Source organism: Achromobacter kerstersii (assembly GCF_902859595.1).
Taxonomy (GTDB): Bacteria; Pseudomonadota; Gammaproteobacteria; order Burkholderiales; family Burkholderiaceae_B; genus Achromobacter; species Achromobacter kerstersii.
In genome coordinates, this window is record NZ_CADIJQ010000013.1 from 133,267 (window position 1) to 146,739 (window position 13,473).

Below are 13,473 nucleotides of genomic sequence, written 5' to 3' on the forward strand. Positions count from 1 at the left end.
CCTGACATGACGTCGTCATGTCGCTATCTACGCGTTTTCGCACAGGAGCTTCCATGCAGACTACGATCGCCTCTGTGACCCGGCCTTCGGCCGTGCCGCCCTCACAAACCGATTCCCCTGCCGACGCCAATGGCGGGCAATGGGCCAGCTACAACATCATTCGCCGCAATGGCTCGGTGGTCGGGTTTGAACCCAGCAAGATCGCCATCGCCATGACCAAGGCCTTCCTGGCCGTAAACGGTGGCCAGGGCGCCGCGTCCGCCCGGGTGCGTGAACTGGTCGAGAACCTGACCAGCCAGGCCGTGAACGCCCTGGTGCGCAACCGCCCCAATGGCGGCACCTTCCATATTGAAGACATTCAAGACCAGGTCGAACTGGCGCTGATGCGCTCGGGCCAGCATGATGTTGCCCGCGCCTACGTGCTGTACCGCGAGAAGCGCACGCAAGAACGCGCCGCCGCCGCTGCCGCCGAAGGTCAGGACAAGGCCGCTGCCGCGCCTGCGGAACACGTGCTGAACGTGACCGACGCTGGCGTGCGCCGTCCGCTGGATCTGGCTGAACTGCGCGCGACCATCGTCGCCGCTGGCGAAGGCCTGGCCGAATTCATCGACACCGAATCCATCCTGAAGGAAACGGTCAAGAACCTGTACGACGGCATCCCCGTTGACGAAGTGTTCAAGTCCGCCATCCTGTCGGCGCGCGCGCTGGTCGAAAAGGACCCGGCCTACAGCCAGGTCACCGCTCGCCTGTTGCTGCACACGATCCGCAAGGAAGTGCTGGGTGAAGAAGTCTCGCAAGACGGCATGGTTGCGCGTTACGCCGAGTACTTCCCCACGTTCATCGCTCGCGGTATCGAAGGCGGCCTGCTGTCGCCCGAACTGGCCAACTATGACCTGACCCGTCTGGGCAAGGCGCTGAACGCCAAGCGCGATCTGCAATTCGGCTACCTCGGCCTGCAGACCCTGTACGACCGCTACTTCCTGCACATCCGCGGCACCCGCATCGAACTGCCGCAGGTGTTCTTCATGCGCGTGGCCATGGGCCTTGCGCTGCGCGAAGCTGACCGCGAAACGCGCGCCATCGAGTTCTACGAGATCCTGTCCTCGTTCGACTTCATGAGCTCGACGCCGACGCTGTTCAACTCGGGCACGCTGCACTCGCAGCTGTCGTCGTGCTACCTGACCACCGTCTCCGACGATCTGGAAGGCATCTACGACGCCATCAAGGAAAACGCGCTGCTGGCCAAGTACGCCGGCGGCCTGGGCAACGACTGGACCCCGGTGCGCGCGCTGCGCAGCCACATCAAGGGCACCAACGGCGAAAGCCAGGGCGTCGTGCCGTTCCTGAAGGTCGTCAACGACACCGCCGTTGCGGTGAACCAGGGCGGCAAGCGCAAGGGCGCGGTCTGCACGTATCTGGAATCGTGGCACCTGGACATCGAAGAATTCCTGGAACTGCGCAAGAACACCGGCGACGAGCGCCGCCGCACGCACGACATGAACACGGCGAACTGGATTCCCGATCTGTTCATGAAGCGCGTGATGGAAGCGGGCGAATGGACGCTGTTCTCGCCGTCCGACTGCCCCGACCTGCACGACAAGGTGGGCCGCGCTTTTGAAGAAGCCTACCTGGGCTACGAGCGTCGTGTCGCCAACGGCGAACTGACGCTCTACAAGAAGATGCCGGCGCTGACGCTGTGGCGCAAGATGCTGTCGATGCTGTTCGAAACCGGCCATCCGTGGATCACGTTCAAGGACCCGTGCAACATCCGTTCGCCGCAGCAGCACGTGGGTGTGGTTCACAGCTCGAACCTGTGCACCGAGATCACGCTGAACACGAACGAATCGGAAATCGCGGTGTGCAACCTGGGTTCCGTGAACCTGGTCGCGCACATGAAGCCGGCTGCCGGCGGCGGTTTCGAGCTGGATCACGACAAGATCAAGCGCACCGTCAGCATCGCGATGCGCATGCTCGACAACGTCATCGACATCAACTACTACGCCGTCGAGAAGGCCCGCAATTCCAACGCGCGCCATCGTCCGGTGGGCATGGGCATCATGGGCTTCCAGGATTGCCTGCAGATGATGCGCGTGCCGTACGCATCGCAAGCCGCTGTTGAATTCGCGGATCGTTCGATGGAAGCCGTGTGCTATCACGCGTACTTCGCATCGAGCCTGCTAGCTGAAGAGCGCGGCCGTTATCAATCGTATGAAGGTTCGTTGTGGTCGCGTGGCATCTTGCCGCAAGACACGTTGAAGATGCTGCGCGATGAGCGCGGTGGTCATGTTGAAGTTGATGAATCGAGCACGCTCGATTGGGATACGTTGCGCGCGCGCATCAAACAACATGGCATGCGCAACTCCAATTGCGTTGCAATTGCCCCAACCGCGACTATTTCCAATATCATTGGTGTATCTGCGTGCATCGAACCTACTTTCCAGAACTTGTACGTCAAATCGAATCTCTCCGGCGAGTTCACGGTCGTTAACGATTACCTCGTGCGTGACCTGAAGAAACTCGGTCTCTGGGACGAAGTCATGGTCGCCGACCTCAAGTACTTCGACGGCAGCCTGTCCCGCATCGATCGCGTACCTTCCGAACTCCGCGAACTCTACGCCACTGCGTTCGAAGTCGAACCGAGCTGGCTGGTTGAATGCGCGTCGCGCCGTCAGAAGTGGATCGATCAAGCTCAGTCGCTGAACATCTACATGTCGGGCGCATCCGGCAAGAAGCTGGATGACACCTACAAGCTGGCATGGCTGCGTGGTCTGAAGACGACGTACTACCTGCGTACCCTGGGCGCCACCAGCGCCGAGAAGTCCACGGGCCGCGGCGGCGAATTGAATGCCGTCACTGCTGGTGGTCAATCCACGGCTGCGGCGATGGGCGCTGCACCTGCTTTGCCGGAACCCGAAGTTCTCGGGGCGGTTTGCACCATGAGGCCTGGCGACGCCGGCTTCGAAGAGTGCGAAGCCTGCCAATAACCGCCTCCGGAGAATTGAAATGATTAATTGGGAAGACGACACCATCGCAACGCAACCTGCATCCCCCGCCCCCGCGGGCGGCGGGCAGGCTGCACCCGGCGTCCGGGCTGCGACCGGTGTATTTGGCGACGCCGCCATGCCGACGCCTGCCGCGCCTGAACACGCGGCGGGTCTGAGCACGAGCGGCGCCGCAACCTCGCAACGTGTGAAGGTTGCCGACAAGCGCATCATCAACGGCGAAACCGACGTCAATCAACTTGTGCCGTTCAAGTACAAGTGGGCGTGGGAAAAGTATTTGGCCACGTGCGCCAATCACTGGATGCCGCAAGAGATCAACATGTCGCGCGACATCGCCCTCTGGAAGAACCCGAACGGGCTCACCGAGGACGAGCGCCGCATCGTCAAGCGCAACCTGGGTTTCTTCGTCACGGCCGACTCGCTGGCCGCGAACAACATCGTGTTGGGCACGTACCGCCACATCACGGCGCCTGAGTGCCGCCAGTTCCTGCTGCGCCAGGCGTTCGAAGAAGCGATCCACACGCACGCTTATCAATACATCGTCGAAAGCCTGGACCTGGACGAAGCCGAGATCTTCAACGCTTACAACGAAGTTCCGTCCATCCGCGCCAAAGACGAGTTCCTGATCCCGTTCATCGACGCGATCGCGGACCCCCACTTCAAGACGGGCACGCCCGAAGCTGATCAGACGCTGTTGAAGTCGCTGATCGTTTTCGCATGCTTGATGGAAGGCTTGTTCTTCTACGTGGGCTTCACGCAGATCCTGGCGCTGGGCCGCCAGAACAAGATGACCGGCGCGGCCGAACAGTACATGTACATCCTTCGCGATGAATCCATGCACTGCAACTTCGGCATCGACCTGATCAACACCGTCAAACTGGAAAATCCGCATCTGTGGACGCCGGAATTCCGCGAAGAAATTCGAGAACTCTTCCGCAAAGCGGTCGAACTCGAATACGCTTACGCCGAAGACACGATGCCGCGCGGCGTGTTGGGCTTGAACGCACCTATGTTCAAATCCTACCTGCGCTTCATCGCCAACCGTCGTTGCCAGCAAATCGGTATCGAACCGCTGTACCCGCAGGAAGAAAATCCCTTCCCGTGGATGGCGGAAATGATCGATCTGAAAAAGGAACGCAACTTTTTTGAAACTCGCGTGATCGAATACCAAACCGGTGGCACGCTGAGCTGGGAGTAAAGCAGTACGTCATCAGGCCCGGCGCGGGCACGCTTCAGATTCAAGAAGCGTTGCGTTCGCGACAGGCTTGATGACGCTCTTCCCGGTCAGGGTGTTTTCGAACACGTAGAACAAGCGGTCGGCGGCCTGTGATCAGGCTGCGACCGGCGCCATTTGAAATGGCTCGCGCCAAAGGAGCGGGGGCCATATCAAATGGCTGTGCCGAATTCATTAGCGCAAACCGTAGTAGCTGTTGCTCGCACAGAACAGCGGCATGCGCCGATGAATAGCCCGGGCACGGTTCGCCTTGTTGGCGAGTCGGGGCACGGGTTTAAGTTCTGGGACCCCTGAACCTAAGGAGCATGACCATGGCAACAGCCAAGAAAGCCGTAAAGAAAGCAGCGGTGAAGAAGCCCGCCGCCGCCAAGAAGGCAGTCGCGAAGAAGGCCGCACCGGCCAAGAAAGCCGCTGTCAAGAAGGTAGCTGTGAAGAAAGTCGCCGCCGCCAAAAAGCCGGCAGTGAAGAAGGTTGCCGCGAAGAAGCCGGCAGCCGCCAAGAAGGTTGTCGCTAAGAAAGCGGTAGCCAAGAAGGCCGTCGCCAAGAAGGCCGTCGCTAAGAAAGCGGTAGCCAAGAAGGTTGTCGCCAAGAAGGCGGTTGCCAAGAAAGCAGTAGCCAAGAAGGTTGTCGCCAAGAAGGCGGTTGCCAAGAAAGCCGTTGCTAAGAAGGCCGTTGCCAAGAAAGCCGTAGCCAAGAAGGCCGTAGCCAAGAAAGCAGTAGCCAAGAAGGCTGTTGCCAAGAAGGCCGTCGCCAAGAAGGCTGTTGCCAAAAAGGCAGTTGCCAAGAAGGCCCCCGCTGCCAAGAAAGCCGTAGCCAAGAAGGCGCCTGCCGCCAAAAAGGCTCCTGCCGCCAAGAAAGCTGTAGCCAAGAAGGCTCCGGCTGCGAAGAAGGCTCCTGCTGCCGCCAAGCCGGCTGCTGCTGCCAAGCCCGCCGCCGCCAAGAAGCCCGCTGCGAAGAAAGCCGCTCCGAAGAAGCCCGCCACGCCGCCGTCCACGGCTGCTGCCCCGGGCGCGAAGACCGCGCTGAATCCCGCCGCGTCGTGGCCGTTCCCGACGGGTGGCCGTCCGTAATCAGGACGGTTCGAAGCACTAGCTTCACTAGAGCCGCCCGGCTAGCCGGGCGGCTTTTTTGCGCTCGTCCATTCGGACGATGCGCATGCAAAATGCGGCGGCAATAAACTTGCGCCACCATGCGACAATTGATTCCTTATTTTTTCGGTGATCGCGTCCATGCTCGGTGATATCTTCCGCTTCCTTCTCGAAATCGTGTTCACGCTGTTTGGCGCGGCATTGATTGCCCGCGCCTGGATGCACGCGATCCGCCTTCCGCCCTTTAACCCGCTGGCGCGCGCCGTCTACCAAGCCACCAACTGGCTGGTCGGGCCGCTGCGCAAGATCATCCCCGCCGGCAACAAGATTGATTGGACGAGCCTTGTCGCCACGTGGCTGGCCGCGCTGCTCTACATCGTGCTGATCTGGCTCGTCGCATTGGGCGCGCTGATTCCTGCCCAGTTGCTGCCCGCCGCAATGGGCTCGGCACTGATCATGGCGATCAAATGGGCATTGAATCTGGTGGTGTGGCTGACGCTGATTCAGGCCGTGCTGTCGTGGGTCAACCCGATGGCGCCCATGATGCCGCTGCTGCAAGCGCTGACCGCGCCCATGCTGGACCCCATCCGCCGCCTGTTGCCGCGCACCACCATCGACTTCTCGCCGCTGGTGCTGCTGATTCTGGCGCAAGTGCTGCTGATGGTGCTGGCTAATGTCAGCCAGCGCATGATCGGTCTGTGAAAGTGCGGGGCATCGCGCCCCGCACGCGTTGAACTACGCCGGAATACCGGCGTAGATCTCGACCAGCTTCTTGCGGTCGATCTTATGGTTGTTCGACATGGGCAGCGCCGGGCAGGCCACCAGTTCGGACGGCACCATATAGGGCGGCAGGCGTTGCGCCAACCGCTCCTTCCAACCGGCCAACGCCTCGGGCGCCAGAAAGCGCGCCGCGGCTTCCTCGGCCACACCTGCCACGAAACCAATCAAGCGCACCGCCGTGCCATCGGGCCGGCGCAGCACCGCGCAGGCGCCGCCTTCCACGCCGGGCAGACCGTGCAGCGCTTCGTCGATTTCGGCAAGCTCGATGCGATAGCCGTTCAGCTTGATCTGGTCGTCCATGCGGCCGCGGCAGAACAACAAGCCGCCCTCTTCCATCAGCCCGAGGTCGCCCGTGCGGAATGCGCGGCGGCCGTCGTCGTAGGTGTAGAGCTTGGCTTCGTTCAGGTCGGGCCGATTCAGATAGCCCCGCATGACGTGGTCGCCCACGATGCAGATCTCGCCTTCGTCCACGATCAGCACGCTGTCGGGTTTGGCATGGCCCACCGGCAGCGGGTCATGCGCGGCCAGCACGGCATCGGTGACTTCGATCCAGGTTGTGGCCACCGTGGCTTCCGTGGGGCCGTAGGTATTCAGGATGACCGCGCCAGGAAAGCGCTGGCGCAGCTTCTTGGCCAGCGCAGCCGGCAAGGGTTCGCCACAGAACAGGAACGTGCGCAGCGCCGGCAAGGTGGCCGGCGAAAAATCGCGGTTGGCCAATTGCTGATGTGCAAACGACGGCGTCGATACCCACACCGTCACGCCATGCTCGGCCAGGCGCGGCATCCAGGTGCCCGCCGCCGCGATCTGCTCGCGCGCATTCAGCACGCAGGCGCCGCCCGAGGCCAGCGTGGCGAACACTTCATACATCGACAAATCAAAACTGAACGGCGCCTGGTTCATGAACACGGGCGCATCTCCCAGGCCAAAGCTGCCCAGCATCCAGTCACCCAGCAGGCCAACGCTTTCGCGGCCGATCTGCACGCCCTTCGGGTCGCCCGTGCTGCCAGACGTGAACATGACGTAAGCCAGGCCGCGCTCGGCCAGCATCGCGCCCTCGCCCGCCGTGAACGTGTTCGCCGCGGCATCGTAGACGGCGGCGGCGCGCACGATCTCGACGATGCGGCGCAGGCGCTCGGCCGGATAGATGGTGTCAACGGGAACGAACGGCGCGCCGATCAGCAGCGCCCCCACCATCGCAACGAAGAACGACGCTTCCTTGTGGCCGTAGATGGCCACGGGCACATCCGGCGCCACGCCGTGCTGGCGGGCCTTGTCGGCCCAGGCCTGCGCCTCGGCGCGCAACTGCGCCCAGCTCAAGGTGCGGTCGGCGGCGGCGACGGCAAGCGCGTCGGGCGAAATATCGAGTTCAACGAACTGGAAGGACTTCAGGTCGAAACGCATGCCGAAACTCCCGGCGTCAGATGGGGCTGCGGCCGCTGAACACGTACAGCGCCAGCGCAGCCAGAATCAAGGTAAGCACGCGGCCCAGGAAGCGCATCACGGGATGCGCCAGGGTCGCTTGCAGCGCAGGACGCGTGCGCGAGGCGTTGATCAGCAGGTTGTGGCCCACCGAATACGCGCCGAACATCAGGCCGCTGACGATGTAGTGCAGCGACAAGCCGTTCCACACGCCCATGGCCAGCAGCGTCGCGAAGATGCCGATGTTCTGCGCGGCCATGCGATGGCGCCCGAAGAACTTGGTCTTGCTCAACGCCTTGTAGATCGGCATGAACACGACGTCGCGCAACCACTCCGACAAGCTGATGTGCCAGCGGCGCCAGAAGTCCTGCGGATTCAGCGTGGCCAGCGGGTTGCGGAAGTTGATCGGCAAGGTGAAGCCGAACAGCATGCCGATACCGATCGCCATCGTCGAGTAACCGGCAAAGTCGAAGAACAGATAGGCGCTATAGAGCGACGCGTTCAGCGCCACGCCCGAGAACGAATAGTCGTGCGCGTCCAGCGTGGCCAGGCCGTAGCGCCAGATCAGCTCGGCCACGCCGAATTTCTGGATCACGCCCAGCATGATGAGCTCAAGCCCCGTCAGCCACGTATTCAGGTTCACGCCTTCATAGCCGCGCTTGAGATCGGCCTGAAAATTGCGCCAGCGGTACATCGGGCCGGCCAGCAACGTCAGCGGGAAGAACAGATAGATGAAGTAGTCCAGCGGCGACACGCGCTCATTGCGCTGCGCGAACAGCAGCACGTCGATCGCGCGGAACGTGGCGAACGACAGGCCCAGCATCGCGCCCAGGTGCGATACGCCGGTCTTCACCAGCAGCAACGGCGTCATCGTGATGACCACCGCCAGCCACGTGGGAATGTAGTTGCGGCGCACGGCCCACAAGGCGCCGCCCGAAATGGCCAGCAGCGCGATGGGCTGATAGGGGCGCGCCCAGAACACCGCCATCCACACGCCCAGACAGATCACGCCGATGATGTGGCGGTAGCCGATCTTGAACGGCATGCCGAATGACCGGTACGCCAACAGGCCAAGGCCGCCACACAGGGCGCCGCCAAAAAAGCTCAAGCTTGCGAACAATTCCATGGTGCGGTCAGAACTGTTGGTATTGGAATTCGACCTTGATCGGTCCGCCGCTACCCGTGGTGGGTTGAGCCTGCAGCACGAACACCAGGATCACGCCTATGTACAAACACAGGTGCCAGAAGAAACGTTTCATCGGGAAAAGTACTCCGCAATGCCTTGGTCCGCCATCGCCCAGCCGAGTTCGGCCAGATGCATGTCGTCACGCACCATGCCGGGTTCAAACGGGATGCTGTAAAGATCCAGGCAACCCATCTGATAGCGCTGGCACATGCCGGTAATGGCGGCCACCACCGGGTCGAAACGTTCGACATCCAGAATGAGCTTGGGATTGAACGGCTGGATGACGAAGTACGCCTTCACCCTGCGCTTTTGCAGCAGGGCCATGACGCGCGACAGGTCACCCAGCTCGGTGCGGGTGATCGGGTCCACGTCGGCGAACTCGTTACGGGCTGGCGAGTACAGCTGCGCCAGGTACTGCTTGTAGTAGTCGTCGCGAACGTCGTAGGGATTGTTGCCGCCCAAGCCGCGTTCCACTTCACGCGCCTCGTGCGTCAGACGGCCCCACTGCCCTTCGTTCAAGCGCGCCGACGACGGCCAGGACACGAAGCGGTGCGCCGGCACCGACAGCTTGCTGCGCGGACGGTCAGGCGCAGGCTCTTTGCGGGCATGCCACCACAGCGACAGCTTGTCCTTGAGCTCGGCCACCTGGCCATTGGCGATCAGCCAGATCAAGCCCCAGTTCGCGTTGTCGGTGATCCAGTTCTGCATCTGCTCGCGCGTGCTGGGCTGATCCCAGAGGCGATCCCAGACGGGTCCCGTCACGTGTTCAGCGAACGCGCTGCGCGGCAACTGGCCGCCCGAGGCGAACCAGGCAGGCGACACCATGATCACCAGCCGCGTGTTCGGCGTAAGCGAATCCGCCACGGACTCCAGCACGCTGACGATGCCATAGGACTGGAACATGGCGTGGCCGTAGGCCAGCGTCGGCACCTTCAATTCATCGGGGAAGAACCGGTAAGGCACGAAGCGCAGATCGTGGCTGGACAGTTCGGACGAGCCCAGCACAACCAGCGTCCCGTCGCTCAGGGCGTTGCCCAGGCGATTCAGGTTGACGTGCTGAGTGCCCCAGTCCGGCCCCAGATTGGGCAGGTAGTTGTTCCTGTCGGCAGCAGCGGTCGACGGGGCAGACGTGGGCGTGACGATACGGCTGAGCAGATCATCCGCTCCGCAGTACGCGCCAACCGCCAGTGCTACCGCCGTCGCGGCAGCCGCGACGTGGGACAACAACCGGGTATTACGAAGAATGGGCAGCGACATAGCCGGCTAGCGTGCGGACCGACTGAAGATGCTCTGCGATTTCGGGAGCCGGGATGCTGCAGCCGTACTCCGATTCGACCGCAAGCGTGATGTCCACCGCGGCCAGGGAATCAACCAGGCCAGTGGCAATCAACTGCGTGTCGGGGGTGACTTTCTTCATGACGATCGACTCGACGATCTCGCCGATCTTGGTGTGGAGTTCTTGCTCGGTATGCATAGATAGTGCTGATTGCCTCGTCGGCAAAACATCCCCGCCCCTGGGATTCAGGTAAGTGAGGATACAGAAAAATGCTGAAACTCAACTGACCGTTCCAGCGATCCAGAACAGCGCCAGGATGCACTTGGTTACATCAAAATCGCATCGTGATGCCGATCGCAGGCGCAATCATTGCACTTCGGACGTTGAATCGCCATGAAACTTTTGGGGTAAATCGCGAGAAAAGGCTGGCAAACGTAACGCCTGCGGGTAAATCCCGGGTGCTGCGTTGCGGCAGCGCGACAGATTTTTACGACTTTACGCCCTGCGCTGGCCCGGCCCCGATATCGGGCAGTGGAGATTCAGGCATGAAAAAGCCCCGGAATCGGGGCTTGTCTTGCAGCCTGCAAACCTGCCGTCGGCATGTAAAAAAGCCCGCTTGCGCGGGCTTTTGATTTACATCGGGGTGACGCGGGTCGGACCCGAACCACTGATCACTTGAACGCGCTGGCCCACGCTGACGGGCACATCGGCTTCCTGCGCCACCACACGGGTTTCGCCGTTATCCAGACGCACCGTGATTTCGTAGCCGGAATTCGTGCCAACCCTGTTCTCTACGGCGTTCCCCGCCAAAGCGCCCAGAATGGCGCCGCCGACGGTTGCAATGGTACGGCCCGTGCCGCCACCGATTGCGTTGCCTGCCACGCCGCCCAACGCACCGCCGGCCAACATGCCGACGCCGCTGGACTTGTCGTTCTGGATCACGATCGGGCGCACGCCCGTGACCGTACCCGTACGAACGATCTGCTCGCGCTGGGCCTGGTCGTAGCTGTACACGCCACTGGACGCGCTGCGATTTGCGCAGCCGCCCAGCACAGCCATCGACGTCACAACTGCTGCGATAGCCAACCACCGGCCAGTACGCGGCGTCACCAGGGATAGAGATTTACTTTGATTCATTTGGACTCCTCGATCGGGCACTGCCGACGAACATTGATCATACTCCGCCCAAAATGAGTGTCAGGCTCCCCTGCAACACACTGAAACTCACGGCCATAGGCGGATAACACCGTGTAAATACGGCGGCCCGAAAGCCGCCGCATTATCAAAACTTGATGCATTGTTCGACCGCGCCGCCGCGTGGCGGTTCCCGTCCTGCGTGGGAATCAGGCGGGCAGATGGATGCCGTAGGTGGCGTGCAGCACAGCGTCGATCTCTGCGCGCGACGGGTTGTGGTTCTGCGGGCCGCGCGAGGCAATCTTGATGGCGCCCATGACGTTGCCCAGGCGGCAGCTGTCTTCCCAGCTCCAGCCGGTGGTCAGGCCGTACAAGAGGCCGCCGCGCTGTGCGTCGCCGCAACCCGTCGGGTCCACGACCTGCGACGCGCGCACCGGATCAATTTGAATCGTCTTGCCGCCGGTGTACAGGGTGGCGCCTTCGGCGCCGCGCGTCACGACCACGGCTTGCAGCGTGCTGGCAATGTCCGCCACGCTGCGGCCCGTGCGTTGCTCAACCACGCCGGCTTCGTAATCATTGACCGTCAGCGCCTGCGCGAGCTTGAGCATGCGTTCGAGATCGGCGCCGTCGAACAACGGCATGGCCTGGCCCAGATCGAAAATGAACGGGATGCCACGGCGATGCAGGCGTTCGGCGTGCGCGAACATGCCTTCCTTGGCATCAGGTGCCACGATGGCCCAAGCCGCATCCGCATCGCTCAGGTCGTTGTCTGCCGCGAACGACATGGCGCCCGGGTGGAAAGCGGTGATCTGGTTGTCGTCCAGGTCGGTCGTGATGAAGCACTGCGCGGTGAAGGTGTCGGGGATGACCTTGACGCGGCTGGTGTCGATACCCAGGCCCGACAGGCGCTCCATGTACTCACCCGCGTCTTCGCCAACGGTGGCCACCGGCACGGGCGCGCCGCCCAGCAGGTTCATGTTGTAAGCGATGTTGCCCGAGCAACCGCCGTATTCCTTGCGCATGCTGGGCACCAGGAACGACACGCTCAGCGACTGGATGCGGTCAGCCAGGATGTGGTCTTTGAAACGGCCTTCGAACACGGCAATCGTGTCAAACGCCATCGAACCGCAAACCAGAACAGGGGTTGCCATGCTTGTCATCCTTTAGGGAAAGAACTTATCGAGTTGGTAGCCATTGACCTGCACACCGGTCACTTCAATGGGTACGGAAATCTTGAGCTCGCCTGCCGGGCCGAAGGGGCCGCGCAGTTGCTCGGGCGTCAGGTAATTTTCGGGCCTTAGCACTTTGCGCACGACCACGGTGTCCGACAAGTCGGTCAGGTCGAGCACCAGCGCGGGCCAATGCTGCGGCTTGTCGTAGCGGTTGCGCAGCACCAGGTTCAGCACCAGACGGCTGCGGCCGTCGTCGATCGCGGCGGCGCCCGTAGGCGGCTGCAAGGACGATGAAGAAATCGCAATGCGTTCCAGGCGGCGCGCGTAGCCGACCGTGCAGCCCAAGGGCTTGCACACCGTCTCCAGCACGGGCCGCATGACGGGTACGGAATTGGCGATGTCAGTGCGGTAGGCGTACAGCAGTTGCAGGCCCAGCGCGATCAGGCCCAACAGGCAGGCGTAGCCCCACAATTTGCGGAACAGGCCGCGGCGTTCCTGGCGGTCTTGATCCAGGAATTCGGGCGGCGTTCGGCCGACATCCGTGGCGCTGGAGTAGCGCGTGCGCGTATCGCCCAGGACGGGTTCGCGGCCGTCGTCGGGCTCGGGCTCGTCGTCGTAGTCGGTGATGCGGATGTGATGCCCGCGGTCGTCATCGGCGTCGAGCTTGTCGTGGGAATGGCGGGTATCGGCGGCGGCAAGGCGGTCGTCGTCACGGTCGCCATCGGCGTCGTATTCAGTGTCGTTACCGATGCCGCTGCCGCCGTTATCGGCAAACGTCGGCTCGGCGTGCCCGGCGGCGCGGCGGCGCGCGTCCCAGTCGATGACCGGTTCAGCGGCGCGCGGCGCGAAGACGGGCTCATTGCGGGAAGGGCTGGGACGATACGCGCTGTCGTCTTCGCTTGCGTCCTCGTCGTCGGCGTCGTCTTCGGGCAAGTGCGTATCGGGTTCATCGCGCCGGCGAATCGCCTCGCGGCCGCGTAATACGGCGGGCGGAACGGCGGGGGGAACGACGGGCGCAGCAGGTGCAGGCCGAACGGGCTGCGGAGGAGGCGAAACGGCTTGGGGCGGAGGCGAAACGGGCTCGTCTTCCCACGGTGCGATTTCGCGCGGTTCTGCCGATGGCCGCGACAGCGGTGGCGGCGCGGGCGGCGCCGGCGGCGCGGGCGGCGCGGGCGGCGCGGG

At 62.6% G+C, this 13,473-nt stretch carries 12 protein-coding genes; 4 read left to right on the plus strand and 8 right to left on the minus strand.

Going from position 1 to position 13,473, the window contains the following annotated elements; genetic code table 11:
• The first annotated feature begins 53 nt into the window (after positions 1-53).
• The 4 genes from HV765_RS28215 (at position 54) to HV765_RS28230 (ending at position 6,026) form a co-directional block, all read left to right on the plus strand.
• Positions 54-2,984: a ribonucleoside-diphosphate reductase subunit alpha gene (locus HV765_RS28215; protein WP_054427263.1), complete on the plus strand. Its 2,931-nt coding sequence runs from the start codon at positions 54-56 to the stop codon at positions 2,982-2,984.
• Positions 2,985-3,003: 19 nt separating this feature from the next.
• Positions 3,004-4,200 carry a ribonucleotide-diphosphate reductase subunit beta gene (locus HV765_RS28220; protein WP_054427262.1) on the plus strand — a complete coding sequence of 399 codons (1,197 nt, stop codon included), beginning with the start codon at positions 3,004-3,006 and terminating at the stop codon, positions 4,198-4,200.
• Between the two features lie 347 nt (positions 4,201-4,547).
• Positions 4,548-5,306, plus strand: a complete 759-nt coding sequence (locus tag HV765_RS28225; RefSeq protein WP_175171662.1) for a histone H1-like DNA-binding protein — start codon at positions 4,548-4,550, stop codon at positions 5,304-5,306.
• A gap of 159 nt (positions 5,307-5,465) precedes the next feature.
• Positions 5,466-6,026: a YggT family protein gene (locus tag HV765_RS28230; protein ID WP_054427260.1), complete on the plus strand. Its 561-nt coding sequence runs from the start codon at positions 5,466-5,468 to the stop codon at positions 6,024-6,026.
• 33 nt (positions 6,027-6,059) lie between these two features.
• Here HV765_RS28230 and HV765_RS28235 read toward each other — a convergent pair whose 3' ends face one another.
• The 8 genes from HV765_RS28235 to HV765_RS28265 form a co-directional block, all read right to left on the minus strand.
• The gene (locus HV765_RS28235; RefSeq protein WP_175171663.1) at positions 6,060-7,505 is read right to left on the minus strand and encodes a D-alanine--poly(phosphoribitol) ligase; all 1,446 of its coding nucleotides are present in this window, start codon (positions 7,503-7,505) and stop codon (positions 6,060-6,062) included.
• Between the two features lie 16 nt (positions 7,506-7,521).
• Positions 7,522-8,649, minus strand: coding sequence for an MBOAT family O-acyltransferase (locus HV765_RS28240; protein ID WP_175171664.1), 1,128 nt, complete (start codon positions 8,647-8,649; stop codon positions 7,522-7,524).
• A 7-nt stretch (positions 8,650-8,656) separates the two neighbouring features.
• Positions 8,657-8,782, minus strand: a complete 126-nt coding sequence (locus HV765_RS32080) for a hypothetical protein (RefSeq protein WP_156337003.1) — start codon at positions 8,780-8,782, stop codon at positions 8,657-8,659.
• Positions 8,779-9,966 (minus strand): D-alanyl-lipoteichoic acid biosynthesis protein DltD, encoded by a 1,188-nt coding sequence (locus HV765_RS28245; RefSeq protein WP_175171665.1) that lies wholly within the window; start codon positions 9,964-9,966, stop codon positions 8,779-8,781. The genes HV765_RS32080 and HV765_RS28245 overlap by 4 nt, the downstream gene beginning before the upstream one ends.
• A complete protein-coding gene (locus tag HV765_RS28250; RefSeq protein ID WP_054427256.1) occupies positions 9,944-10,183 on the minus strand; it encodes an acyl carrier protein in 240 nt (79 codons plus the stop codon). The genes HV765_RS28245 and HV765_RS28250 overlap by 23 nt, the downstream gene beginning before the upstream one ends.
• A gap of 435 nt (positions 10,184-10,618) precedes the next feature.
• The gene (locus tag HV765_RS28255; RefSeq protein ID WP_054427255.1) at positions 10,619-11,122 is read right to left on the minus strand and encodes an outer membrane lipoprotein; all 504 of its coding nucleotides are present in this window, start codon (positions 11,120-11,122) and stop codon (positions 10,619-10,621) included.
• A 206-nt stretch (positions 11,123-11,328) separates the two neighbouring features.
• Complete coding sequence (locus HV765_RS28260; protein ID WP_054427254.1) at positions 11,329-12,270, minus strand: carbohydrate kinase family protein; 942 nt, start codon at positions 12,268-12,270, stop codon at positions 11,329-11,331.
• Positions 12,271-12,282: 12 nt separating this feature from the next.
• The gene (locus HV765_RS28265; RefSeq protein ID WP_254600751.1) at positions 12,283-13,422 is read right to left on the minus strand and encodes a DUF3426 domain-containing protein; all 1,140 of its coding nucleotides are present in this window, start codon (positions 13,420-13,422) and stop codon (positions 12,283-12,285) included.
• Positions 13,423-13,473 lie beyond the last annotated feature (51 nt).

Excerpts from the sequence above, each read along its gene's own strand:
- HV765_RS32080 (WP_156337003.1), bottom strand. The coding sequence starts at position 8,782 with ATGAAACGTTTCTTCTGGCACCTGTGTTTGTACATAGGCGTGATCCTG.
- HV765_RS28245 (WP_175171665.1), bottom strand. The coding sequence starts at position 9,966 with ATGTCGCTGCCCATTCTTCGTAATACCCGGTTGTTGTCCCACGTCGCG.
- HV765_RS28235 (WP_175171663.1), bottom strand. The coding sequence starts at position 7,505 with ATGCGTTTCGACCTGAAGTCCTTCCAGTTCGTTGAACTCGATATTTCG.
- HV765_RS28255 (WP_054427255.1), bottom strand. The coding sequence starts at position 11,122 with ATGAATCAAAGTAAATCTCTATCCCTGGTGACGCCGCGTACTGGCCGG.
- HV765_RS28220 (WP_054427262.1), top strand. The coding sequence starts at position 3,004 with ATGATTAATTGGGAAGACGACACCATCGCAACGCAACCTGCATCCCCC.
- HV765_RS28225 (WP_175171662.1), top strand. The coding sequence starts at position 4,548 with ATGGCAACAGCCAAGAAAGCCGTAAAGAAAGCAGCGGTGAAGAAGCCC.
- HV765_RS28260 (WP_054427254.1), bottom strand. The coding sequence starts at position 12,270 with ATGGCAACCCCTGTTCTGGTTTGCGGTTCGATGGCGTTTGACACGATT.
- HV765_RS28250 (WP_054427256.1), bottom strand. The coding sequence starts at position 10,183 with ATGCATACCGAGCAAGAACTCCACACCAAGATCGGCGAGATCGTCGAG.
- HV765_RS28215 (WP_054427263.1), top strand. The coding sequence starts at position 54 with ATGCAGACTACGATCGCCTCTGTGACCCGGCCTTCGGCCGTGCCGCCC.
- HV765_RS28230 (WP_054427260.1), top strand. The coding sequence starts at position 5,466 with ATGCTCGGTGATATCTTCCGCTTCCTTCTCGAAATCGTGTTCACGCTG.
- HV765_RS28240 (WP_175171664.1), bottom strand. The coding sequence starts at position 8,649 with ATGGAATTGTTCGCAAGCTTGAGCTTTTTTGGCGGCGCCCTGTGTGGC.